We start from the raw sequence: 24487 nt of genomic DNA on the forward strand, positions 1-24487 counted from the left end.
GGGGCCCCCGGGCGGGCCCAGCGCAGCGGGCCGCACGGGGAGAGCCGGAGCGACGGAATGAGTGAGCTCCCGCCTCCGGCAGGGGCGAGGGATATGCAGTCCGCGACGGCGACGCGTCATCCTTCTCGTTCCAAGAAACGAAAAGACTTTTTGAACTGACAGGCGGGCAGAGCACCGGAGGGCCGGGGCGCAGGTTTCAGGTGCCCCACCTGCAAAAAGGACCCCAGCGGAACACACATCCCCCGGAGCGCGGCTCCGGGGGTGTGCTTTGCGGGAAAGAGCGGAGAACGACTATGACAAAGCAGGATGTTTTGAAGCAGTATTTCGGCTATGACACCTTCCGGGGCGGTCAGGAGGAGATCATCGACGCACTGCTGGCCGGGCGGGATGTGCTGGCCGTCATGCCCACGGGAGCGGGGAAATCGGTGTGCTATCAGGTGCCTGCCCTGCTGCTGCCCGGCATCACCCTGGTGGTCTCCCCGCTGGTCTCCCTCATGAGGGACCAGGTGACCCAGCTGGTGCAGATGGGAGTGCCCGCCGCCTACCTCAACAGCTCTCTCACCTACCGGCAGTATCTGCTGGCCCTGGACCGGGCCAGGGAGGGCCGGTACAAAATCATCTATGTGGCTCCGGAGCGGCTGGATACCGAGGGGTTCCAGTCCTTTGTCCGCTCGGCCCAGATCTCCATGGTGGCAGTGGACGAGGCCCACTGTATCTCCCAGTGGGGGCAGGACTTCCGCCCCGCCTATCTGAACATCCCGGACTTTGTGGACCGGCTGCCCCAGAGGCCGGTGGTGGGGGCCTTCACCGCCACCGCCACCTCAGAGGTCCGGGAGGATATCCAGCGGCTGCTGGAGCTGGAGGCCCCCCTGTCCATCACCACCGGGTTTGACCGGGACAACCTGTATCTGGAGGTGTGCCACCCCTCCGTAAAGCGGGTGGAGCTGCTGGCCCGGGTGCGGGAGCGGCCGGGGGAGTGCGGCATCGTCTACTGCTCCACCCGGAAGAACGTGGAGGAGGTCTGCCAGTTCCTCCAGAGCTCCGGCATCTCCGCAACCCGCTACCACGCTGGGCTGGAGCCGGAGGAGCGGCAGCAGAATCAGGAGGACTTCCTCTTCGACCGGGTCCAGGTGATGGTGGCTACCAACGCTTTCGGGATGGGGATCGACAAGTCGGACGTGCGCTTCGTCATCCACTACAACATGCCAAAGGACCTGGAGAGCTACTACCAGGAGGCGGGCCGGGCGGGCCGGGACGGGGCGGAGGCCCGATGTATCCTGCTGTACAGCGGGCAGGACGTGCGCACAGCCCAGTTCCTCATCAGCCAGAGCGAGCCCAGCGAGCAGCTGGACCCGGAGACGGCGCGGCAGCTCCAGGAGCGGGACTTGGGTCGTCTGAAGCAGATGACGTTCTACTGCTGCACCCGGCGGTGCCTGCGTCAGTATATCCTGAACTATTTCGGCCAGTCGGCCCCGGACTACTGCGGCGCCTGCTACAACTGCCTCCACAATTTCCAGGAGATCGATGTGGGGGAGGACGCCCGGGCCATCCTCCGCTGTGTGGCGGAGACCGGCCAGCGGTTCGGCGCCGGACTGATCGCCGCAGTGCTGTGCGGCGGGGAGAACGAGAAGATCCGCCGTTACCGGCTGGAGCGGGAGAGGACCTATGGAGCCCTGGCCGCCCTGAGTCAGCGGGAGGTCCAGGACCGCATCCGCTTCCTGGTGGACGAGCACATCCTGGAGCTCACTGACGGCCAGTACCCGGTCCTCCGGTGCGGGGAGCGGGCGGAGGACGTGGCGTACAGCGACGGACCGCTGATGATGAAGGCCGTTCGGGAGGAGCGGCCGGCGGCCGACCGCCGGCGGGCGGAGGGCAGCCCCCCGACCTGTCTCCTATACACCTCNCCCTGCGGGAGATGGCGGCTGCCCAGCCACGGGATCTGCGTCAGCTCCAGAACGTGGGCGGCGTGGGCAGCTTCAAGGCGGAGCAGTACGGAGCTCAGTTCCTGGAGATCATCTCGGATTTTCAGGAGACAGCGGCAATATAAGAGCCTGCCCCAGACAGATGGTGTCCGGGGCAGGCTCTTATATACATATTTTACTTCGGAGCGTGGGGGCCGCAGCGAGTGTGGTGTCCGCCGCACCCGCCGCAGGTGCCGCAGTCCCCATTGCAGTGGCCGCCCGACTTGTGGGACTGCCACAGGGAGCGGACCGCGAGGGCGACCACGCCCGCAAGGATCAGGGAGACGATGATGGTAGGCAGCAGCTGGGACATATCTGACCCTCCTTGTCGATCACAGATTATTTCTTGCCGGCAGGGATGTCGGTCAGGTGACGGACCTCCTCGCTGGGCTGGTAGCCCCTGCGCACCAGCAGGAAGATGATGCCGGCCAGCAGGGCGATGGCGATGACGGTGAAGACGCTGAAGGCGGCCTCGCCGGTGAACAGACCGCCGATCTGATAGACGATCATGGCAGTCACATAGGCGAACAGGCACATGTAGCCGATGGCGCCCAGAGTCCACTTGGTGTTGTGCATCTCCCGCTTGATGGCGCCCATGGCAGCGAAGCAGGGGGCGCACAGCAGGTTGAAGATCATGAAGGAGTAGGCGGAGATGGCGCCGAAGTCAGCCCCCACCATAGCCCAGATGGGGCTGGAGTCCTCCATCAGATCGATGTCGCCGGCGTAGTGGTACAGCACACCGAAGGTGTTAACCACCTCCTCCTTGGCGATGAGGCCGGTGAAGGTAGCCACTGCGGCCTTCCAGGCCATGGAACCGGTCCAGCCCAGGGGGTAGAAGATCCAGGCGATGGCATTGCCGATGACGGCCAGCAGGGAGTCGTTGTTGTCCTCCACGGCCTGGAATACGCCGTCCACAAAACCGTAGCCCTGGAGGAACCACAGGATGATGGAGGAGATCAGGATGACGGTGCCGGCCCGCTTGATGAAGGACCAGCCACGCTCCCAGGTGGCCCGCAGCACGTTGCCGGCGGAGGGGGCGTGGTAGGCGGGCAGCTCCATGACAAAGGGGGCGGGCTCGCCGGCAAAGGCCTTGAATTTCTTCAGCATGATGCCGGAGACGATGACCGCCGCCACGCCAATGAAGTAGGCGGAGGTAGCCACCCAGGCGGAGTTGCCAAAGACAGCGCCGGCGAACAGGCCGATGATGGGCATCTTGGCGCCGCAGGGGATGAAGCCGGTGGTCATGATGGTGATTTTGCGGTCACGGTCCTGCTCGATGGTGCGGGAGGCCATGATCCCGGGCACGCCGCAACCGGTAGCCACCAGCATGGGGATGAAGCTCTTGCCGGACAGGCCGAAGCGGCGGAAGATCCGGTCCATGATGAAGGCGATGCGGGCCATGTAGCCCACATCCTCCAGGACAGCCAGCAGGACGAACAGGACCAGCATCTGGGGCACGAAGCCCAGCACGGCGCCCACGCCGGCCACGATACCGTCCTGGATCAGGCCGTACAGCCAGTCGGCCACCACAGGCTCGCCGCTGGCGTTGAGCAGGAAGCTGTCAAAGAAGCCGGGCACCCACTCACCGAAGATGGTGTCGTTGGTGAAGTCAGTGGCGGCGGTGCCGATGGAGATGGCCCAGCCGCCCATGGCGATGGCATAGATCAGAAACATCACTGCCACGAAGATGGGCAGGGCCAGGACACGGTTGGTCACGATCCGGTCGATCTTGTCGGAGGTAGTCAGGCTGTGCTTGGGGGCCTTCTTTTTTACTGCCCTGTTGACCACAGAGTTGATGTACGCATAGCGCTGGTTGGTGATGATGCTCTCAGCGTCGTCCTCCAGCTCGTTCTCACAGTCGGCGATGTGGGCCTCCAGGTGGGCCTCCAGGTCTTTGGTCAGGGTCAGGGACTCCAGCACCTTCTCGTCCCGCTCGAACACCTTGATGGCATACCAGCGGAGATACTGGTCGTCCACCATGCCCTGAATGGACTCCTCAATGTGGGCGATGGCGTGCTCTACGCTGCCAGTGAACACGTGGGGGAGCTCCCCGGCCTTGTGGGCCTGGGCCGCGGCTACGGCCCGCTCGGCGGCGGCCATGCCGCCCTCGCCCTTCAGGGCGCTCATCTCCACCACCTGGCAGCCCAGGGCCTGGCCCAGCTTCTGGAGGTCGATCTTGTCGCCGTTCTTCCGCACCAGATCTATCATGTTGACCGCCACTACCACGGGCAGGCCCAGCTCGATGAGCTGGGTGGTCAGGTACAGGTTGCGCTCGATGTTGGTGCCGTCCACGATGTTGAGGATGGCGTCCGGCTTCTCATTGACCAGGTAGTTGCGGGCCACCACCTCCTCCAGCGTATAGGGGGACAGGGAGTAGATGCCAGGCAGGTCCTGGATGATGACCTCCTTGTGGCCCTTCAGCTTGCCCTCCTTCTTTTCCACCGTGACGCCGGGCCAGTTGCCCACGTACTGGTTGGAGCCGGTCAGGGCATTGAACAGGGTGGTCTTACCGCAGTTCGGGTTGCCCGCCAGCGCGATCTTGATGTTCATGGTATTTCTCCCTTCAGAAAGTTAGAAGTGACTAACTAACAGTGAAAAACGAAAGCGGAGCTCAGAGGATCTCGATCATCTCCGCGTCTGCCTTGCGGACGGACAGCTCATAGCCCCGCACATTCAACTCCATAGGGTCCCCCAGCGGGGCGACCTTTCGGATGTGGATCTCCACTCCCTTGGTGATCCCCATATCCATAATGCGGCGCTTCACGGCTCCCTCGCCGTGGAGCTTAGCCACGGTGACGGTGTCTCCCACCTTGGCGTCTTTCAGCGTTTTCATCCTTTCTCTCCTCCTCAGATCATAATACGGTTGGCCATGGTCCTGTCCACAGCGACCCGGCTGTCCTTTACCTGAAGAATCAGGTTGCCGGCCATCTCGCTGATGACGGTCACCGACTCGTCCACCACAAAGCCGAGCTCTGCCAGATGCTGGCGCACCTCGTCCCTGCCGGTGATCTTTCGGATGACCACGGTCTCGCCGGGTCTGGCCATTGTCAGGGGCATCATGAGACTCCCTCCCAGATCAGGTTGACTTTTGCTGCTAGAATTGCTTGAAAAGCTGGTTAGCTTAATCTAACCATCGGAACAGATAGAGTTTACTTCTGCTAACCGGATTTGTCAAGCCCTTTTCTGAAAAAATTGGGCCGTGCTCCGCACTTTTCCAGCCGAGACAAAAGCAGCCGGTGAACAGAGCAGGATCCCGTCTATTTTTCCCAGAGAGAAAAAAGCATGGCCCGCCGTACCAGCGGCGGGCCATGTGCCTTATTTCACGTTTTGGCCGGGGAAGGTGAGGCGGATGGGGGTCCCGCGGGCCGGCCGGCTCTCCCGGGGGGGGTGGGCCCCGGGGGAGGCGCGCCNCGGTCCGGCTGGCTCTCCAGGGAGAGGTCGGCCCCGTGGAAGGCCGCCCCGTGCTTGACAATGGACAGTCCCAGACCGGTGCCTCCGATGGCTTTGGAGTGGCTCTTGTCCACCCGGTAGAACCGCTCAAAGACCCGGCTCTGGTCCTCAGGAGGGATACCGATGCCCGTGTCGGACACAGAGAGCTCCGCGCCCCGGTCGGAGCGGGAGACGGAGATAGTGACCCGGCCCCCAGGACGATTGTACTTGATGGCGTTGTCGCACAGGTTGCTGATCATCTCGTCCAAAAGCTGGCGCACGCCAGAGATCCGCACCGGTCCGCCCGTCACCTCCAGGGTGACCTGCCCCTTGACAGCGGCGGGGGTCAGGCGGCCGGCCACCTCCTGGGCCAGGTGGTACAGGTCCACCTCCTCCGTCTGGAGGGAGCTGCCCCCTTCATCCAGCTGGGACAGGCGGAGGATGTCCTCCACCAGGCGGATCATGCGCTGGGCCTCGCCGTAGATGTCGTCTGCGAAGCCGGGGATGTCCTGCGGCTTGACCAGCCCGCCCTTGATGATCTCCGCAATGCCGGAGATGGAGGTGAGGGGGGTCTTGAGCTCATGAGATACATTGGCGGTGAACTCCCGGCGCAGCTCCTCCCGCTGTTCCCGCTCGGTGACATCCAGGATGACCAGCACGGCGCCGGCCACCTGGCCGTCTTGAATCACGGGGTTGGCCAGCAGCTGGCAGCAGCGGCCTCCCAGGTCCACCAGCTGCTCGTCCCGCCTGCCGGTGAGGGCGGCATCCACCGCTTGGCGGAAGCGCTCGGTGCGGTTCAGAGTGAGGTAGCTGGCCCGTTCCTCAGGGGCGGCGGCGTGGAGCAGGCGCAGGGCACCGGAGTTGTGGGAGAGGATGCGCCCCTGCCGGTCCAGCAGGAGGAAGCCCTCGCTCATGTTCTCGGTGATGGCGGTGAACTCGTTCTGCTTCTGGCGCAGCTGGGCCATCTGCTGGGCGATGGTCTGGTTCTGCTGCTTGATGCGGGAAAGCAGGGGGGTGAGCTCTTCGTAGGTGTCGGAGTCCTCTGGGTGCTCCAGGTCGATGGCAAGGACGGGCTTGATGATGTGCTTGGAAAGGCGGGAGGCCAGCACCGCCGACAGGGCCACGGCCAGCACCAGGATGATGAGGATGGGCTGGACCATGGACAGGAGCAGGGAAGGGAGGCTGCGCTGCTCACTGGACACCCGTAGCACCGTCCCGTCAGCCAGCCGCTGGGCAAAGTACAGGGTCCGCTGAGAGAGGGTCGTGGAGTAGCGGGAGGCGGTGCCTGTCTCGCTCTCCAGAGCGGCTCGCACCTCCTCCCGGTCGGCGTGGTTCTCCATCTGGGCGGGGTCGGCCTGGTTGTCAAAGAGGACAGTGCCGCCGGCGTCGATCCAGGTGATACGGTTGGCGGAGGAGAGGCCGTCCAGATAATCCATGCTGCCCATCTCCACCCCACGGGCAGCCAGGGCGGCCTCCGACTCCAGCTGGATCAGCAGCTGGCTGCCAAAATACTGGTACAGCACGCCCATGAACAGAGCGATAGAGAGAAAGAACACCGCAACGCCCACCAGAAAGGAGTTGCGGAAGATTTTAGATGTCATGGCTGTTCCTCACTTTTGGACGGATCAGATTCCGCCTTGTAGCCAACGCCCCGCACGGTCTCGATGCAGCGGCCCGCCTCCCCCAGCTTTTGACGCAGGGTGCGGACGTGGACATCCACTGTGCGGCTGGCGCCGTCGAACTCATAGCCCCAGATGGTGTTGAGCAGCTGGTCCCGGGTGAATACGGTCCCCGCATGCTCCACCAAAAGGGAGAGCAGCTGGAATTCCTTCAGGGTGAGGGTGACTTCCCGCCCGTGGGCCAGCACCTGATGGCGGGCCGGATCGATGCGCAGTGGGCCCAAAGTAAGGGCGTGGACCGGCTCCGCCTCCCCGCCGCTGTGGCGCAGGGCGGTGCGGATGCGGGCCATCAGCTCCATCATGCCGAAGGGCTTGGCGATGTAGTCGTCCGCCCCGCCGTCCAGGCCCACCACCTTGTCGTACTCGGTCCCCTTAGCGGTGATCAGGATGACGGGGAGCCTGGCGGTGGAGGCGCCGGCGCGGATGCGCTTGAGGATGTGCAGGCCGTCCTCCTCCGGGAGCATCAGGTCCAGCAGGACCAGGGAGGGGAGCTGCCGCTCCATGGCGGCCCAGAACTGGGAGGGCAGTTCAAAGCCCTCCGCCTCCATGCCCTGGCTGTTCAGGGTATAAATGACCAGCTTGCGGATGCTGGGGTCGTCTTCCAGAAAATAAATCATGGGTAGGACCTCCTACGGCTGTGAAAATTGGGGCGCCCGCCGTTCAGGGCAGGTCAGCATGGTGCCCGGTGAGGGAGTACTCCACCCACTCGGCGATGTTGACGGCGTGATCTCCGATGCGCTCCAGATATTTGGCGATCATCAGCAGGTCGATGCACACCTCTCCGCTGTCCCCCATGCCGATGCGGCGGATCAACTCCTCACGGACCTGGAGAAACAGATCGTCCACCACGTCGTCGGAGGAGATCACTGCCTCCGCCAGACCCAGGTCCTTGCGGACAAAGGAGTCCACGCTGTCGGTAACCATCTTGATGGTGGCCCGGGCCATGTCCCCGATAGGGACCAGGTCCTTGATGCTGTTGTCGGCGATATCCCGGGTGATCTCAGCGATGTCTGCGGCTTGGTCGCCGATGCGCTCCATGTCAGAGATCATCTTCAGGGCGGAGGAGATGGTGCGCAGATCCCGGGCCACCGGCTGCTGCTGGAGCAGCAGCTTCATACACAGGCTTTCGATGTCCCGCTCCTTTTGGTTGATGTCCCGCTCCGCGGCCAGCACGGTCTCCCGCAGGCCGGAATCGCCGTCCAGCAGGGCCTTGGCCGCGCCGGAGATGACCTCCTCGCACAGGGCACCCATGGTGATAAGTTCTACGTTGAGCCGCTCCAACTGTGCTTCAAATTTGACTCGCATTATCCAAACCTCCCGGTGATGTAGTCCTCGGTGCGCTTGTCCTGGGGCATGGAAAAGAGCTGCTCCGTGTCCCCGTACTCCACCAGGTCGCCCAGCAGGAAGAAAGCGGTCTGGTCGGAGACGCGGGCGGCCTGCTGCATGTTGTGAGTCACCATGACGATAGTGTACTCGCTTTTCAGCTCCATGGCAAGGTCTTCTATTTTGGATGTAGAGATGGGGTCCAGGGCGGAGGTGGCCTCGTCCATCAGCAGCACCTCCGGTTGGACGGCCAGGGCCCGGGCGATGCACAGGCGCTGCTGCTGGCCGCCAGACAGGCCCAGGGCGGGCTTTTTCAGCCGGTCTTTCACCTCGTCCCAGATGGCGGCCTGACGCAGGGACTTCTCCACCAGCTCGTCCAAGGCCAGCTTGGAGCGCACTCCATGGGTGCGGGGGCCGTAGGCCACGTTGTCGTAGATAGACATGGGAAAGGGGTTGGGCTTCTGGAACACCATGCCGATGCGCCGGCGCAGGTCGGTGACGTCTACGCCGGGGGCGTAGATCTCCTGCCCGTGGAAGGTGAGGGAGCCGGTGATCTTCACGCTGGGGATCAGGTCGTTCATCCGATCGATGGTCCGCAGAAAGGTGGACTTGCCGCAGCCGGAGGGCCCGATGAGGGCGGTGATCTTGTTGGCTTTGATGTCGATGGAGATGTCCTTCAGTGCGTGGTTCTCACCGTAATACAGGTTCAGCCCGCAGGCCGAGAGAATGACAGATTGATCCATAGTTGTCCTCCTTAGCGCTTTTTCAGGCGCTTGCCCACCAGCTTGGCGGACAGATTGATGGCGAGGGTGATGGCCAGCAGGACCAGGGCCACAGAGAAGGCCAGGTCGAACTCGGCCCGCTCCTTGGCGTAGACGTACAGGGCCACAGTGAGGGTGGCACCGGAGCTGTCAGTCAGGCCACTGAACAGAAGGGAAAGGTCACCGGTGGACAGAAAATGCGACAGAGCTTGGTCGTTGAAGCTGCCGAAAAAGTTCTGGAGGGTGGTGCCCATGCCGGCGGTGAACATGAGCACCGCAGACTCGCCCACCACACGGCCGATGGACAGGATGCAGCCGGTGACGATGCCGTCCACGGAGGAGGGGAGCACCACGGTGCGGATCATGTGCCACTTGCCGGCCCCCAGGCCCAGGGAGCCCTCCCGGTAGCTCTGGGGCACCGTCTTCAGGGACTCCTGGGTGGTGCGGATGATGGTGGGCAGGGTCATGATGACCAGGGTGAGGGCGCCGGCCAGCAGGGTCTTGCCCAGGTCCATGACCTGACAGAAGATCAGCATACCCACCAGGGCGTACAGGATAGAGGGGATGCCGGCCAGAGTCTCGGTGGCGAACTCGATGGCAGAGACCAGCTTGTGGTTGGAGGCGTACTCGGTGAGGTAGATGGCGGCCCCCACCCCCAGGGGCAGGATGAAGATCAGGGTGACCACGATGACATAGAGGGTGTTCTGGATGGCAGGCATGATGCCGTCGGTCCCCCGCAGGACACTCTCCTGGCTGGTGAGGAAGGTCCAGTTCAGATTGGGCAGGCCCCGGTAGAGGATGTAGCCGATGAGAAAGAGGAGCAGCAGGCAGGTGATGCCCGCGGAGAGATACAGCAGCCCGCGCATCCCCACCTCATAGGTGCGGCGGCGGGGAGAGAGGCCCTTGGACTGGTAGCTCTGGGCCTCTTCCGAGGAGATCATGGCGTTGGTCATAGCTCAGCCCTCCTTGTTCCGTTTCAGGAATACGTTTAGGATCACATTGATGCACATGATAAACAGAAATAGGATCAGCCCAATGGAGTACAGGGCGTTGCGCTGGAGGCTGCCCACGGCGGCATAGCTCATCTCGCTGGCAATGGCGGTGGTGAGGAATTTGACGCTGGAGAGCAGAGAGGGCATGTTGGCCACATTGCCGGCCACCATCAGGATAGCCATGGCCTCACCGATGGCCCGGCCCACGCCCAGCACCACAGCGGCGGCGATGCCGCTCTTGGCTGCGGGGACAGAGACCCGGAAGTAGGTCTCCAGCTCGGTGGCCCCCAGGGCCAGGCTGGCCTCCTCATACTCCCGGGGCACCGCATTCAGGGCGGTCTCGGACACCGAGATGATGGAGGGCAGGATCATCACTGCCAATACGATGATGGCGGCCAGCAGGCTGTCACCGGCGGCGATGTCAAAGGTTTTACGGATGGCGGGGAGAAGGACCATCATGCCCACCAGGCCGTAGACCACCGAGGGGATGCCCGCCAGCAGATCCACTGCCGGGCGGATGACGGCGGCCACCCTGGGGGGCGCCACCTTGGAGAGAAAGACGGCGGTGAGGAAGCCGATGGGCACCCCGATGAGGATGGCCCCGGCGGTGCCATAGATAGAGGTGAGGATAAAGGGGAGGATGCCATAGGCGGGGTCGGTCTTGTCGGTGGAGGCCCAGCGAGTTCCGAAGAGGAAGTCGGTCAACCCCACCTCACGGATAGCGGGCAGGCCGGAGATGATCAGGTACACGGTGATCAGCAGGACAAAGGCGATGGCGATGAAGCCGCAGACCAGAAACACAATCATCATAATCAGCTCCATGGCCTCTTTGGCCCGGAGGGCGCCCCCGCCGGGGACGCCGGGATGCTCTTTTTTCATAGTACTCAACCTTTTCTTGTAGATTCTGTCTCCTCAGCTGACACACGGGCGCGGGGGCCGTGCCTGTGTGTCAACTGAGGAAAGGGGGCAGAAGGGGAGACATCATTCAAAACAAGCCCCCGGGCTCGGGGGCTTGTTTTGAATTGGATCGGGTGAGCTCAGGCGTTGGCAGACACAGCGCCGGCAACAGCAATGATCTCAGCGGCGTCAGCGCTCATGGCAAAATCCAGGAAAGCCTGGGCTGCCTCGGAGAGCTGGGTGCCCTCCTTGGTGACCATAACGAAGGGACGCTGGATCTCATAGGAGCCGTCCTTCACGGTGTCCTCGGAGGGGGTCACGCCGTTGACCGCCACGGCCTTCACGGTGTCGTCCACGGCGGACAGGGAGGCATAGCCGATGCCGTTGGGGTTGGAGGCCACGTTGCCGATGACGTCGCCGGTGGAGGAATACTCGTTGGTGTACTTACAGGCATCTTCAACGCCCACAATCTCCTCAAAGGCCCCCCGGGTGCCGGAGCCGGCCTCACGGCCAAAGACCGCGATCTCGGCATCGGCGCCGCCCAGCTCGGACCAGTTGGTGATCTCGCCGGTGAAGATCTGGGCGATCTGCTCCACGGTCAGGTCGGTCACGCCGTTCTCAGGGTTGACAACCACGGCCACGCCGTCCAGGGCTACGATGTTCTCTACGGCGCCGTTGCTCTTCTCTTCGTCCTTCAGGGCACGGGAGGCCAGTCCCAGGTCCACGGTGCCGTCGATGGCGGCCTGGATGCCGGTGCCGGAGCCAGTGCCGGAGTAGTTGACGGTCACATCGGGGTTCTGCTCCATAAAAGCCTCAGCCAGGGCCTTGACCACGCTCTCCATGGAGGTGGAGCCGTCTGTGTTCACGGTGCCGCTGAGGGTGGTGGTCTGGGATTGGACAGGGGTGGAGCTGGCGGCGGGGGTGCTGGTGGGAGTGGAGGTGGTCCCATTGGAGCCGCAGCCGGCCAGCAGGCCGGCCATCAGGGCCAGAGACAGCCCCATGCAAGTCAGTTTTTTCATGTAAGATCTTCTCCTTTATTGCATTCGTTTTGTGTTTCCTATGGAGTACAGGGCTCAGTATAAAAAAGAAATGTAAAATGCGAAACAGCGGATATGTTAAATCTGCGTAAAGTGCGGTAAAATCAGAGAGTAAAAATGTAAAATACCGGCCGCCGGGACTTCCGGCGGCCGGTTTGGAATATCACATGTTCTGAATGGAACGGTGGACTGGCCTCAGCTCCGCTCCTCCACGGGGTCCTTGTCCCGGAAGAGCAGAGAGATGCACCACACGGCGGAAAGACCCACCAGGGTATAGATCACGCGACTGATCATACTGCCGGAACCGCCGCAGGCGAAGGCCACCAGGTCGAATCGAAACAGACCCACGCTGCCCCAGTTCAGGCCGCCGATGATCAGCAGAGTCAGGGCGATCTTATCCATTATCATGGTTCATACCTCCTCGCATTGGTATTCCGGAGGTAGTTTGGCCAAAAGAGAGCTTTTTATTCCGTCGATTCAAAAATTAAGGGAGCCCGGCCCGAAGCCGCAGGGCAGCAGGGTGGAGAGCGGGGCGGACTGGAAGGCACCGTCCCCTCGGACGGCCAGGACCCGGAGCTGGGGAGCAAATTCAAACAGCATCTGCCGGCAGGCACCGCAGGGCCAGCAGAAGTCGCTTCCCCGGCCGGCGATGGCGATAGCGGTGAAGCCGCCGGTGCGGCCCTCGCTCACCGCCTTGACCAGCGCCGTGCGCTCGGCGCAGAGGGTGGAGCCGTAGGCGGCGTTCTCCACATTGCATCCGGTGAACACCGCCCCGTCACTGCACAACAGGGCAGCGCCCACGGGAAAATGAGAATAGGGTACATAGGCCCGCTCCTGCATGGAGACGGCCGTGGAGATCAGCTCAGCATCAGTCATAGTTTGCTCCTTTCTGTGGCGGATATCCGGAAAGCGGGAAGCGCCGGTGCTGCGGAATGCCCCGGCGGGGACCGCAAAGGGAGACATCGCTCTGGGGGAAAAACAGAATGTGAAGGAGAGAGGGCCATATTATAAAACAGAGCGTGAAAAAGACCTGTGGTTTCCTTTACGGTCAGTACAGGCAGAGTCCCTGCATTTCGTCTCTATTTTACCACAGAGACCGGTGCTTCTCAAGGGCCTCCACGTCTCTTCTGCGCCGGGAACTGCCAGGGGATGGCTCCGGCAGTTTGAAAAAAACCGGGTGATCGGAGACCACTGCCTTGCAAAGGACAGGACAACATGGTGGAGTAAAGGAAAAAATTTTGTGCCCTTTGGCGGGAGGAACGCCTTGTTACGCACCCGGGGCCGGCCTGGGAGAAACAGGAACAAGCAGGAGCAAAATAAGACATTTGTTCCAAACAGTGATTTTTTGCAACGACCTATGTGAAAAAAACAAGTTCCTGCTCTTGCCAGAACGGGACACAGAGCTTATAATAAGAAAAACGACAGCAGAGAAAAATGACGAGAAAAGGGAGCTCGCATGACGGGCTGAGAGGGAGCTGTTCGCTCCGACCTGTGACCTGATTTGGGTAATGCCAACGTAGGGAAATATACTTGCGGAACTAGGCCGCGGGGATATCCCGAAGTGGGGTGCCCCGCGGTTTTTGCTGTCTGCGGACAAAGGAGAGAGGGATATGGAGCTGGGAGCCTGCCTGGACCGGGTGCGGGAGCGGAGGCCGCTGATCCACTGCATCACCAACTATGTGACGGCCAACGACGTGGCAAACCTCCTGCTGGCCTGCGGGGCCAGCCCCATCATGGCCGATGAGCCGGAGGAAGTGGAGGAGATCACGGCCCGGTGCGCCGGACTGTGCCTCAACTTGGGAACACCCAGCCGGCGCACCATCCCCAGCCTGATGCGGGCCGGAGTCAAGGCTGGGGAGCTGGGCCGCCCAGTGGTGCTGGACCCGGTAGGGGTGGGGGCCAGCGCCCTGCGTCTCCGCACGGCCCAGGAGCTGATGGCCCGTGTCCCCTTTACCGTGCTGCGGGGCAATGTCTCAGAGCTGCGGGCTCTGGCGGGCGGCCAGGAGCACACCCGGGGGGTGGACGCCGGCGGGGCGGACGCAGTGACGGAAGCGGAACTGGAGCGGGGGGTGGCCTTCGCCAAAGGGACCGCCCGCTGCACCGGGACCGTAGTGGCGGTCACCGGGGCCATTGACCTGGTCTCAGACGGGGAGCAGTGCGTCGTGATCCGCAACGGCCGCCCGGAGATGGGGCTGGTCACCGGTACCGGCTGTCAGCTGTCCGCCCTGACTGCGGCCTGCCTGGCCGCCAGCCCGGAGCACCCCCTGGAGGCGGCCGCCGCCGCGGTGTGCGCCATGGGAGTGGCAGGGGAGCTGGCCTGGGCGAGGATGTCCCCTCAGGACGGAAACGCCACCTATCGGGATCGGATCATTGACGCTGTGTGCCGGATGGACGGCGCGGCGCTGGAGAAAGGAGCCAACTATGAGATGCGATAAAAAGGATTTGCTGCTCTACGGCGTAACGGACCGGAGCTGGCTGGGGGACAGGACCCTGGCCCAACAGGTGGAGGCATCCCTGCGGGGAGGCGCCACCATGATCCAGCTGCGGGAGAAGCATATGGACCGTGGGAGCATTCTGGCCCAGGCCCTGGAACTGCGGGAGCTGTGCGGGCGCTACGGCGTGCCCCTGATCCTCAACGACGATGCGGAACTGGCCCAGGCGGCAGGATCGGACGGCGTCCACGTGGGCCAGAGCGATATGGAGGCGGGGCGAGTCCGGGCCCTGCTGGGGGAAGACAAACTCATCGGCGTGTCCGCACGCACGGTGGAGCAGGCCCTGGCCGCCCAGGCGGCGGGGGCCGACTACCTGGGGGTAGGAGCCATGTTCCCCACCGGGACCAAGCAGGACACCCGACCAGTGAGCTATGACACCCTGAAGGCCATCTGCGCCGCCGTGGACATCCCTGTGGTGGCCATCGGGGGCATCGGAGCCGGCAATGTGGCGGAGCTGGCGGGGAGCGGCATCGCCGGGGTGGCGGTGGTCTCAGCCCTGTACGCCCAGCCCGACGTGGAAGCGGCCACCCGCTCCCTCCGGGCCCAAGTGGAGCGGGTGGTGGGCCCATGAGGATCGAGGGGGCCATCTTCGATCTGGACGGGACCCTCACCGACTCCATGTACATCTGGAACGAGGCGCCCAAGGCTCTGGTCCGGAAGTTTGGAGGAGAGCCGCCGGAGGACCTGGCCCGGGACATCCGGGAGATGGGGCGGCGGGAAGCCTCGGAGTACATGGTGGATACATTTTGCCTCCCCTGTACGCCCGAACAGGTGATGGAAGGGGTGAACGCCCTGGTGACAGGGGAATACCGGGACAGGATCCCCATGAAGACGGGGGCGGACACACTGCTGGAGCGGCTGGGAGCCCTGAGGGTCCCCTGCGGCATCGCCACCGCCAGCGAGGCCTTTCAGGCACGGGACGCCATGGTCCGTCTGGGGCTGTGGAAGTACTTTCTGTTCGCCTTCAGTTCCCTTCAGTACGGGCCTAAGACCGGACCGGACTTCTATCGGGCTGCTGCCCGCAGCCTGGGCAGCGCGCCGGAGCGCACGGTGGTCTTTGAGGATGCCCTCCATGCCGCACGCAGCGCCAAACGGGCGGGCTTTCTGGTGGCGGGGGTGTATGACCCCTCCGCCGAGGAGGATCAGGAGGCACTGCGGTGCCTCTGCGACTGGTATCTTCCCCGGCTGGACTCCCCGGATTTCCTGGCAGCATTGGAGCGGGGCTGAGCCGGGAATGGAGCGGGTGCGGCCCGGAGAGGAGGGGCAGAGGAGCACAGTGAGGGATGGCCGTCAGGCTGTCCCGAACAGAGCGAAAATGGGGGCGGCCCGGAGAGGAGGAGCAAGGGAGCGCAGTGAGGGATGGCCGTCAGGCTGTCCCGAACAGAGCGAAAATGGGGCGGCCGTAAGGCCGCCCAGCCGGGGCGCAGCCCAGCGGAGCGGGTGCGGCCCGGAGAGGAGGAGCAAGGGAGCGCAGTGAGGGATGGCCGTCAGGCTGTCCCGAACAGAGCGTACTTTGCTCCGACGACGCGGCACCTCGGGGGCACCACCTGGTGTCGCGGAACAAAACTTCAATGCGGAGAAAGGAGTTTTCTGATGAAAACAGCATTGACGATCGCTGGGAGCGATTCCAGCGGAGGCGCCGGGATCCAGGCCGACATCAAGACCATGACTGCCAACGGCGTCTACGCCATGAGTGCGGTCACCGCCCTGACGGCCCAGAATACCACCGGCGTCTACGGCATCCTGGAGTCCACCCCGGAATTCCTGGCCAGTCAGCTGGACTGCATTTTTACCGACATCTTCCCCGATGCCGTCAAGACAGGGATGGTGTCCTCTACCGGGCTGATCCAGGTCATCGCGGACAAGCTGAAGCGGTACCAGGCCCGGAACATCGTGGTGGACCCGGTGATGATCGCTACCAGCGGGTCCCGCCTGATTTCGGAGGAAGCGGTGGAGGCGCTGAAGAGCCAGCTGCTCCCCCTGGCCGCCGTCCTCACCCCCAACATCCCAGAGGCGGAGGTCCTGTCGGGCCTCACCATCTCCGGTCCGGAGGACATGGAGCGGGCTGCCCGGGAGATCGGGGAGCGGTACGGCTGCGCTGTGCTGTGCAAGGGCGGGCACGACCTGAACGACGCCAACGACCTGCTGTGGCAGGATGGGAGCTGCAAATGGTTCTGCGGACGCCGGATCCATAACCCCAACACCCACGGGACAGGCTGCACGCTCTCCAGTGCCATCGCCTCCAATCTGGCAAAGGGCTGCGACCTGGAGACGGCGGTGGAGCGGGCGAAGATCTATCTCTCGGGGGCGCTGTCCTCCATGCTTGACCTGGGGGCGGGCAGCGGCCCCCTGGACCACCTCTTTTCCATCCCGGAGCTGGACCTGGACCGCATCCGGTCCCTTCAGTCCCCCGCCGGAGGAAGGTGAGGGGCGGTCCGCCTGATGACCGAGATCCATGAAATAGGAATCAATAGATAAAGGAGAAGATCTTTATGGAACGCAATTATACCACACAGATGGACGCCGCCCGCCGGGGGATCGTGACCCCGGAGCTGGAGACTGTCGCCCGAAAGGAGCACATGTCCGTGGAGGAGCTGATGCCCCTCGTCGCAGCCGGCAAGGTGGCCATCCCTGCTAACCGCCTGCACAAATGCCTGGACCCGGAGGGCATCGGCTCCATGCTCCGCACCAAGATCAATGTCAACCTGGGAGTCTCCCGGGACTGCAAGGACTACGACGTGGAGATGCAGAAGGTGCTCTCTGCGGTGAATATGGGGGCCGAGGCCATCATGGACCTGTCCAGCCATGGCAACACCCAGCCCTTCCGCCAGAAGCTCACTGCCGAGTGCCCGGTGATGATCGGCACCGTCCCTGTCTATGACAGCGTCATCCACTACCAGCGGGACCTGGCCACCCTCAGTGCCAAGGACTTCATCGATGTGGTCCGCCTCCATGCCCAGGACGGCGTGGACTTCGTCACCCTCCACTGCGGCATCACCCGTAAGACCATAGATCAGATCCGCAAGCACAAGCGGAAGATGAACATCGTCTCACGGGGCGGTTCCCTTGTGTTCGCATGGATGTGCATGACCGGGGAGGAGAATCCCTTCTATGAGTTCTACGACGAGATCCTGGATATCTGCCGGGAGTACGATGTGACCATCTCCCTGGGCGACGCCTGCCGCCCCGGCTGCCTGGCTGACGCCACCGATGTATGTCAGATCGAGGAACTGGTCCGCCTGGGCGAGCTGACCAAACGGGCCTGGGAGAAGGACGTGCAGGTGATGGTGGAGGGGCCCGGCCATGTGCCCATGGACCAGATCGCCGCCAACATGAAGGTGCAGCAGACCATCTGCATGGGAGCCCCCTTCTATGTGCTGGGCCCCCTGGTCACCGACATCGCCCCCGGCTATGACCACATCACCGCTGCCATCGGCGGGGCCATCGCCGCCATGAGCGGCGCTGCTTTCCTGTGCTATGTCACCCCAGCCGAGCACCTGGCGCTTCCCAACCTGGACGATGTGAAGCAGGGCATCATTGCCAGCAGGATCGCTGCCCACGCCGCCGATATCGCAAAGGGCATCCGGGGCGCCCGGGACATCGACGACAAGATGGGCGACGCCCGCCGGGCCCTGGACTGGGAGGCCCAGTGGGCCTGTGCCCTGGACCCGGAGACCGCCAAGGCCATCCGGGACGACCGCTCCCCCGAGCATGACGACACCTGCTCCATGTGCGGCAAGTTCTGTGCTGTGCGCTCCATGAACAAGGCCCTCAGCGGGGAGTATATCGACATCCTCTGATGGATTGTCTCCCATCAGAAAAGGGAGCAGGAGGGATAGGCGCCCCCCAGGGTGGGCGCCCATTCCCGGACCAACAGCTGAACAGCGCTGAAGACCGCCCTCTCACGAGGGCGGTCTTGACAAATACGGGGGGAAATGCCGGAGACGGGCCGCTTCGTTGTTTTACCCATTAAAATAATAGGAAAATTTCTGTTTTCAGAAAAAATACAGTTAGACATTTGGAGCAGAACGTGCTAGAATAGGGGCAGATCCTGGCGAGAAGGGGCTGAGCGCCGTTTGAGGAGCGGAGTCCCGGGGCAAACTGATAGAAAGAAAGCGGAGCCCGGTCGGAGCAGGTCCGGGCCTGTACGCGGGAGGAACCTCATGTTAGAGTTACAAAACATCAGCTATGGCGTGGAGCAGGACGGCGACAGCAAGAACATCCTGCGGGACATCAGCCTGACCATCGACGAGCGGTTCGTGGCTATCACAGGGCCCAACGGCGGAGGAAAGTCCACTCTGGCCAAGGTCATTGCGGGCATCCTGACCCCCACTCAGGGGCGCATCCTGCTGGACGGGGAGGATATCACCGGGCTGGACATCACCCAGCGGGCCCAGAAGGGGATCAGCTTTGCCTTCCAGCAGCCTGTCCGCTTCAAGGGCCTGACGGTGAAGGACCTGATCACCCTGGCCTCGGGCAAGCAGATCGGGGTGCCGGAGGCGTGCGGCTATCTGTCCGAGGTGGGGCTGTGTGCCAAGGACTACATCGACCGGGAGGTGGACGCATCTCTGTCCGGCGGAGAGCTCAAGCGTATCGAGATCGCCATGATCATGGCCCGGGGCACCAAGCTGTCTGTCTTTGACGAGCCGGAGGCGGGCATCGACCTGTGGAGCTTCAGCAATCTGATCCAGGTGTTTGAGCATCTGCACGAGAAGATCAACGGCTCTATTATCATCATATCTCACCAGGAGCGTATCCTGGACATTGCGGACCGGATCATCGTGCTGGCCGACGGGCGCATCCAGACCCAGGGGACCCGGGATGAGGTGCTGCCCCAGCTGCTGGGAGAGGTCCCGGGCGTGTGCAGCGCCCTGTCGGAAAAAGTGCGGTAAGGAGGGAGCAGAGAGATGGACGCGATCCAGAAAAGCCTGCTGGAGCAGGTGGCCGGGCTCCACGAGGTGCCCGAGGGGGCCTATAACATCCGGGCAAACGGCAAGGCGGCGGCCCGAAACACTACCGCCAGCATCGACATCGTCTCCAAGGAGGACAAGGACGGCATCGACATCATCATCAAGCCGGGGACCAAAAACCAGTCGGTCCACATCCCGGTGGTGCTGAGCGAGAGCGGTCTGACGGAGACGGTATATAACGATTTCCTGATCGGAGACGACTGCGACGTGACCATCGTGGCCGGCTGCGGCATCCACAACTGCGGGGTGCAGAACTCGGAGCACTCCGGCATCCACACCTTCCATGTGGGCAAGCGCTCCAAGGTGCGCTATGTGGAGCGCCACTACGGCGAGGGGGACGGCCGGGGGGAGAACATCATGAACCCCACTACCGTAGTGGAGATGGACGAGGACAGCTACATGGAGATGGAGACCACCCAGATCAAGGGGGTGGACTCCACTGTGCGCACCACCAACGCCAAGCTGGGGCCCCGCGCCACCCTCATCATCAGGGAGAAGGTGATGACCCACGGCAGGCAGCTGGCCAAGTCCGACTTCACTGTGGACCTGGACGGAGAGGACTGCCACACCAACGTGATCTCCCGTTCTGTGGCTAAGGACCAGTCCAGGCAGGTGTTCCTGGCCCGCATCAACGGAAATGCCCGGTGCTACGGCCACTCGGAGTGCGACGCCATCATCATGGACCAGGGCGTGGTGGCCGCCATCCCGGAGGTCACCGCCAACTGCGTGGATGCCAGCCTGGTCCACGAGGCCGCCATCGGCAAGATCGCCGGGGAGCAGCTCATCAAGCTGATGACCCTGGGCCTGACGGAGAAAGAGGCGGAGGAGCAGATCGTCAACGGTTTTCTGAAATAAACGGACCAAGGGAGAGAGGACGGAGACGTCCTCTCTTTCTTTTTCCGCCGGGATGTGGTACAATACCGGAAAAATCCTTTGTAAAGGGGGGCGGGCCGTGAGGACCATTTATGTTGACCTGGAGGAACTGGACCAGTCCGGCGCGCTGGGACTCTTCAGCAGTAAGGTGCGGATCCTTCCAGCCGGGGCAGTGATCCGCACGGAGCAGGCCGAGATTCGGGCGGAGGTGCCCCGGTATCAGGAGATGGCAGAGCGGGCTGGGGTATTCTTTTTCTTTGAGGATGAGGAGCTCCCGGAACTCCCATTCTTCGCGGTCCCCGGCCTGGAGCTGGCGGCCCGGGACCGGGATGGCAGCTGGTACGGCCGCTCGGAGGCCCTGGGGGAGGGTGTGTACTGCGTCACCCCGGAGGGGACTGCCTTCCGAGTGTCAGAGGACATGGGCCGGTTTTCCAGCCGCCTGCTGGCGGGGGAGGAGGTCCGGGAGTTGTGGGAGCCTGCCCCAGGGCTCAGGGTGTACCCCTCCAAGGCGGAGGCGGCGGGACAGATCCGGCTGATCCCGCTCTCAGAACTGGCCCCGGAGGCACTGGAAAGGGGAGAATAGGCTGTGTATCAGATCGCTGGCGCCGCCCAGATGAAGGAACTGGACCGGCAGGCCATAGAAGAATATGGGGTCTCCTCGCTGGGGCTGATGGAGCGGGCCGCCCAGGCGGTGGCGGAGGAGGTGCGGGGGCTGCTGGAGGGCGGCGGCCCGGACTTCATCGGCGGAGCCGCCTCCGTGGCGGTCCTGGGAGCAGGGGCGGAGACGGAGGAGGACCGGCGGGAGCTGGAGGCCCTTCAGGCCCTTGCGGAGGAGAAAAATCAGGACCACGCTCCCTGGGTGGGGGTGCTGTGCGGCCCCGGCAACAACGGCGGGGACGGCGTGGCCGCCGCCCGCATCCTCCGGGGCATGGGCTTTCGGGTCCGAGCCTTCCTGGTGGGAGACCGGAGGAAGATGACGCCGGACGAGCGGGCCATGGAGAAAAAGCTGGAAGAAGCTGGAGGCGTGCTGGAGGAGTTCCGGCCGGAGGACCGCCGGCAGATGCTGTGGTTGTCTCTGTGCGGCTGCCTGGTGGACGCCCTGTTCGGGGTGGGGCTCTCCCGCCCTGTGGAGGGGGACGCCCTTCTGGCTGTGCGATTGATGCAGGGAAGGTCCCCGCTGAAGCGGGTGGTGTCCTGTGACATTCCCTCCGGGGTCCACGCCGACACTGGCGCCGTATTGGGTGAGGCCGTCCGCGCGGACCGGACCGTCACGTTCACCTGCACAAAGCCCGGCCTCTATCTGGGGGAGGGGGCCTCTTGTGCCGGACTGGTCACAGTAGCGGACATCGGCATCCCCCACAGGCTCATCTTCGGCCCCGGAGCACAGATGTGCTTCCCGGTGGGGGTGATGGGATATGAGGATGTGGTCCTGCCCCGGAGAAAGCGGGACTCCCACAAGGGGGACTACGGGCGGGTGCTGATCCTGGCAGGGAGCGTGGGCTATACCGGGGCCCCGGTGCTGGCCGCCTCCGGCGCGGTGCGCGGCGGGGCGGGCCTGGTGTCCCTGGGCGTGCCGGAGGAGATCTGGCCCATCGCGGCGGTGAAGTGTCTGGAGGCCATGCCCTTCCCCCTGCCGGCGCGGTATGAGGATATCCTGAGGCGGGCGTCGTCCTGCGAAGGGGTGCTCATCGGCCCGGGACTGGGCCGGGCGCCCCGGACGGAGCGGCTGGTCCGTTCCCTGCTGGAGGACCTGAAGGTGCCGGTGGTGCTGGACGCCGACGGCATAAACGCGCTGGACGGGCATATAGATAGTCTGGACGGACGAAGGGCTCCCACCATCCTGACTCCCCACGCCGGAGAGTTCGCCCGGCTGACCGGGCGGCCCCTGCCGCTGGAGGACCCCCTGACGGCGGCCCGGGACTTTGCCCGGGACCACCGGTGTGTGCTGGTGCTGAAGGGGCACCGCACCGTCACCGCTGCCCCGGACGGCCGGGCCTGGATCAACACCACGGGCAATCCGGGCATGTCCAAGGGGGGCAGCGGCGACGTGCTGGCCGGACTCATCCTCGCCCTGCTGGGACAGGGGTGGGAGCCGGAGCTGGCGGCCCGGGACGGCGTATATCTCCACGGGGAGGCCGGGGACCGCTGCGCCGGAAGCCTGGGGGAGTACGGTATGACGCCCGGGGACCTGGTGGAGCGGCTGCCTGAGACCCTGGAGGCCCACGTCCGGTCCGGATCCTGAATTTGGAGGTCGGAGCGGTGCGGAGATCCCTGCTGATTTGCGTACTGATGATGACCCTCTCCCTCTCCGCCTGCGGCGGAGGCGGGGGAGGCAGCGAGGCGGAGGAGCTCGCCCTCACCATCCGGGGGGAGTATCTGGCTATGACGTCCTGCGCGGCCCAGGCTGTGGTGACAGCGGATTATGGCCAGCGGGTCTACCGGTATGAGCTGTCGGCTGCGGTGAACGGGGAGGAAGCCCTCCTCACCCTGACCGCGCCGGAGACGGTGGCCGGCCTGACGGCCCGGATCGAAGAGGATGAGGGCTGGCTGGAGTACGATGGAGCCATCCTGGAGACCGGGGAGCTGGCTCCCGGCGGACTGACCCCCATGGGGGCCATCCCCGCCCTGCTGGAGACCGCTCGGTCCGGCTATCTGGACACCTGTGTCCTGGAGGAGCTGGGGGAAGTCCAGGCCCTGCGGGTGGTGAGCCGGGACCCGGAGGAGAAACAGGGCAGCGGGACGGAAACCACCCTGTGGTTCGACGCCGCCACCCACGCCCTGGTCCGGGGAGAGGTCTCCCAGGACGGGGTGTGTGTGCTCCAATGCGAATTTTCTCAATTTACCAAGGAATAGAGGTTTTACCATGACAGAGACCGCGCAAATGAGGACCTGGGCGGAGATATCCCTGGACCGTCTGGCCCATAACTACCAGACTCTGCGGGCCATGCTGGCTCCGGACTGCCGCTTTTTGGGGCTGTGCAAGGCTAACGCCTACGGCCACGGGGCCCTCCAGGTGGGGCGGAAGCTGGAGGCGCTGGGGGCCGATATGCTGGCGGTGGCCTGTGTGGATGAGGCGGCGGAGCTGCGCCGCGGCGGCGTGACCATCCCCATCCTGTGCCTGGGGCAGACGCCGCCCCAGCTGGCCGAGCTGCTGCTGGAGCATGATGTGACCCAGACTGTCTCCGACCTGGAGACCGGCCGGGCCCTGGCCCGCGCGGCACAGGCTGCGGGACGGACGCTGAAGATCCACGTGAAGGTGGACACCGGCATGACCCGGCTGGGCTTTCTCTGGCGGGAGGGGGGTGAGCGGGAGACCGCCGCCGCCATTGCGGCGCTGTGCGCCCTGCCCGGCCTGGAGGCGGAGGGGCTGTTTACCCATTTTGCGGACGCCGACGGGAACGAGGAGTACACCATGGGGCAGTTCACCCGTTTCCTGGATGCCAGGCAGGCTCTGGAAGCGCTGGGGGTCCGGTTCAAAATTTGCCATTGTGCTGCCAGCGCGGCCGTGTTAAACTATCCTTGTACTCATATGGATATGGTCCGTCCCGGCATCGCCCTGTACGGCTATTATCCCGCGCCGGGACTGGAGGGTCTGGACGGCTCCGGACTGTTGCCGGTGATGGCGCTGAAGACTCGGGTGGCCGCCGTGCGGGCCGTTCCTGCGGGCACCTGTGTCAGCTACGGCTGCACTGCCCGGCTGGAGCGGGACAGCCGCCTGGCCGTGCTGCCGGTGGGCTATGGGGACGGATATCCCCGCCTGCTCTCCAACCGGATGGAGGTGCTGCTGCGGGGCCGGCGCTGCCCCGTGGTGGGCCGTATCTGCATGGACATGTGCATGGTGGACGTGACAGATGTCCCGGACGCGGTCCCCGGGGACGTGGCGGAGCTCTATGGCCGGGAGGGTCTGCTGGAGCAGGCCGCCGCGCTGGCGGGCACCATCCCCTATGAGCTGCTGTGCAACGTGAACCCCAGGGTCCCCCGGATCTATACGGGCCGGGGGGGAGTGACAGGGACCGATCCCAGCTGCCCCGCATAAGATGGTATGGAGCAGCGGGCCGCCGCCCGCCGCCGGG

Annotated in this window: 24 protein-coding genes, 1 pseudogene and 1 riboswitch; of the genes and pseudogenes, 12 read left to right on the forward strand and 13 right to left on the reverse strand. The window is 64.0% G+C overall.

Annotation, left to right across the window (positions count from 1 at the left end; translation table 11 throughout):
* Positions 1–293: 293 nt before the first annotated feature.
* Positions 294–1784 (forward strand): annotated as a pseudogene (locus tag BN1969_RS07770) (RecQ family ATP-dependent DNA helicase); the annotation flags it as partial.
* Between the two features lie 313 nt (positions 1785–2097).
* On the opposite strand, the gene BN1969_RS17085 reads toward BN1969_RS07770, so the two are convergent.
* The 13 genes from BN1969_RS17085 to cdd all read right to left on the reverse strand — a co-directional run bounded on the left by BN1969_RS17085 (position 2098) and on the right by cdd (position 12955).
* Positions 2098–2274 (reverse strand): FeoB-associated Cys-rich membrane protein, encoded by a 177-nt coding sequence (locus tag BN1969_RS17085; protein WP_242850298.1) that lies wholly within the window; start codon positions 2272–2274, stop codon positions 2098–2100.
* A 26-nt stretch (positions 2275–2300) separates the two neighbouring features.
* Positions 2301–4511, reverse strand: a complete 2211-nt coding sequence (feoB, locus tag BN1969_RS07775) for a ferrous iron transport protein B (RefSeq protein ID WP_050623782.1) — start codon at positions 4509–4511, stop codon at positions 2301–2303.
* Between the two features lie 61 nt (positions 4512–4572).
* Positions 4573–4794 (reverse strand): FeoA family protein, encoded by a 222-nt coding sequence (locus tag BN1969_RS07780; RefSeq protein ID WP_050623783.1) that lies wholly within the window; start codon positions 4792–4794, stop codon positions 4573–4575.
* A 14-nt stretch (positions 4795–4808) separates the two neighbouring features.
* Complete coding sequence (locus tag BN1969_RS07785) at positions 4809–5021, reverse strand: FeoA family protein (RefSeq protein WP_050623784.1); 213 nt, start codon at positions 5019–5021, stop codon at positions 4809–4811.
* 260 nt (positions 5022–5281) lie between these two features.
* A complete protein-coding gene (locus BN1969_RS07790; protein ID WP_077138729.1) occupies positions 5282–6991 on the reverse strand; it encodes a sensor histidine kinase in 1710 nt (569 codons plus the stop codon).
* The gene (locus BN1969_RS07795) at positions 6988–7686 is read right to left on the reverse strand and encodes a response regulator transcription factor (protein ID WP_050623785.1); all 699 of its coding nucleotides are present in this window, start codon (positions 7684–7686) and stop codon (positions 6988–6990) included. The genes BN1969_RS07790 and BN1969_RS07795 overlap by 4 nt, the downstream gene beginning before the upstream one ends.
* Before the next feature lie 43 nt (positions 7687–7729).
* The gene (gene phoU / locus BN1969_RS07800) at positions 7730–8374 is read right to left on the reverse strand and encodes a phosphate signaling complex protein PhoU (protein WP_050623786.1); all 645 of its coding nucleotides are present in this window, start codon (positions 8372–8374) and stop codon (positions 7730–7732) included.
* Positions 8374–9135, reverse strand: coding sequence for a phosphate ABC transporter ATP-binding protein PstB (gene pstB, locus BN1969_RS07805; protein WP_050623787.1), 762 nt, complete (start codon positions 9133–9135; stop codon positions 8374–8376). Before pstB ends, phoU begins: the two co-directional genes overlap by 1 nt.
* Before the next feature lie 11 nt (positions 9136–9146).
* Positions 9147–10106, reverse strand: a complete 960-nt coding sequence (gene pstA / locus BN1969_RS07810; RefSeq protein ID WP_082203537.1) for a phosphate ABC transporter permease PstA — start codon at positions 10104–10106, stop codon at positions 9147–9149.
* 3 nt (positions 10107–10109) lie between these two features.
* Positions 10110–10967 (reverse strand): phosphate ABC transporter permease subunit PstC, encoded by an 858-nt coding sequence (gene pstC, locus BN1969_RS07815; protein ID WP_050625431.1) that lies wholly within the window; start codon positions 10965–10967, stop codon positions 10110–10112.
* A 215-nt stretch (positions 10968–11182) separates the two neighbouring features.
* Positions 11183–12061, reverse strand: a complete 879-nt coding sequence (locus tag BN1969_RS07820) for a phosphate ABC transporter substrate-binding protein (protein ID WP_050623788.1) — start codon at positions 12059–12061, stop codon at positions 11183–11185.
* Between the two features lie 213 nt (positions 12062–12274).
* The gene (locus BN1969_RS07825; protein ID WP_050623789.1) at positions 12275–12487 is read right to left on the reverse strand and encodes a DUF378 domain-containing protein; all 213 of its coding nucleotides are present in this window, start codon (positions 12485–12487) and stop codon (positions 12275–12277) included.
* Between the two features lie 69 nt (positions 12488–12556).
* Complete coding sequence (gene cdd / locus BN1969_RS07830; RefSeq protein WP_050623790.1) at positions 12557–12955, reverse strand: cytidine deaminase; 399 nt, start codon at positions 12953–12955, stop codon at positions 12557–12559.
* A 558-nt stretch (positions 12956–13513) separates the two neighbouring features.
* A riboswitch (TPP riboswitch) is annotated at positions 13514–13620 on the forward strand.
* A gap of 69 nt (positions 13621–13689) precedes the next feature.
* Between cdd and thiM the strand changes: the two genes are divergently transcribed.
* From thiM to alr, 11 genes are all read left to right on the forward strand, one after another.
* Positions 13690–14514 (forward strand): hydroxyethylthiazole kinase, encoded by an 825-nt coding sequence (gene thiM / locus BN1969_RS07835; RefSeq protein WP_050623791.1) that lies wholly within the window; start codon positions 13690–13692, stop codon positions 14512–14514.
* The gene (gene thiE, locus BN1969_RS07840; RefSeq protein WP_050623792.1) at positions 14501–15142 is read left to right on the forward strand and encodes a thiamine phosphate synthase; all 642 of its coding nucleotides are present in this window, start codon (positions 14501–14503) and stop codon (positions 15140–15142) included. The genes thiM and thiE overlap by 14 nt, the downstream gene beginning before the upstream one ends.
* Positions 15139–15798: an HAD family hydrolase gene (locus tag BN1969_RS07845; protein ID WP_050623793.1), complete on the forward strand. Its 660-nt coding sequence runs from the start codon at positions 15139–15141 to the stop codon at positions 15796–15798. Before thiE ends, BN1969_RS07845 begins: the two co-directional genes overlap by 4 nt.
* A 366-nt stretch (positions 15799–16164) precedes the next feature.
* A complete protein-coding gene (gene thiD, locus BN1969_RS07850; RefSeq protein WP_050623794.1) occupies positions 16165–16998 on the forward strand; it encodes a bifunctional hydroxymethylpyrimidine kinase/phosphomethylpyrimidine kinase in 834 nt (277 codons plus the stop codon).
* A 65-nt stretch (positions 16999–17063) separates the two neighbouring features.
* Entirely contained in the window at positions 17064–18371 is a 1308-nt protein-coding gene (thiC, locus tag BN1969_RS07855) for a phosphomethylpyrimidine synthase ThiC (protein ID WP_050623795.1), read from the forward strand.
* 363 nt (positions 18372–18734) lie between these two features.
* On the forward strand, positions 18735–19463 hold the full coding sequence (locus tag BN1969_RS07860; RefSeq protein ID WP_050623796.1) for an ABC transporter ATP-binding protein: 729 nt from the start codon (positions 18735–18737) through the stop codon (positions 19461–19463).
* Between the two features lie 15 nt (positions 19464–19478).
* The gene (locus BN1969_RS07865) at positions 19479–20396 is read left to right on the forward strand and encodes a SufB/SufD family protein (protein WP_050623797.1); all 918 of its coding nucleotides are present in this window, start codon (positions 19479–19481) and stop codon (positions 20394–20396) included.
* Positions 20397–20493: 97 nt separating this feature from the next.
* Complete coding sequence (locus tag BN1969_RS07870; protein WP_050623798.1) at positions 20494–20997, forward strand: hypothetical protein; 504 nt, start codon at positions 20494–20496, stop codon at positions 20995–20997.
* 3 nt (positions 20998–21000) lie between these two features.
* Complete coding sequence (locus tag BN1969_RS07875; protein WP_242850299.1) at positions 21001–22656, forward strand: NAD(P)H-hydrate dehydratase; 1656 nt, start codon at positions 21001–21003, stop codon at positions 22654–22656.
* Between the two features lie 17 nt (positions 22657–22673).
* Entirely contained in the window at positions 22674–23267 is a 594-nt protein-coding gene (locus BN1969_RS07880) for a hypothetical protein (protein ID WP_242850300.1), read from the forward strand.
* A gap of 10 nt (positions 23268–23277) precedes the next feature.
* Positions 23278–24450, forward strand: coding sequence for an alanine racemase (gene alr, locus BN1969_RS07885; protein WP_050623799.1), 1173 nt, complete (start codon positions 23278–23280; stop codon positions 24448–24450).
* The last annotated feature ends 37 nt before the right edge of the window (positions 24451–24487 follow it).

The sequence above is a fragment of the Clostridium phoceensis genome, from assembly GCF_001244495.1.
GTDB classification, from domain to species: Bacteria; Bacillota; Clostridia; order Oscillospirales; family Oscillospiraceae; genus Lawsonibacter; species Lawsonibacter asaccharolyticus.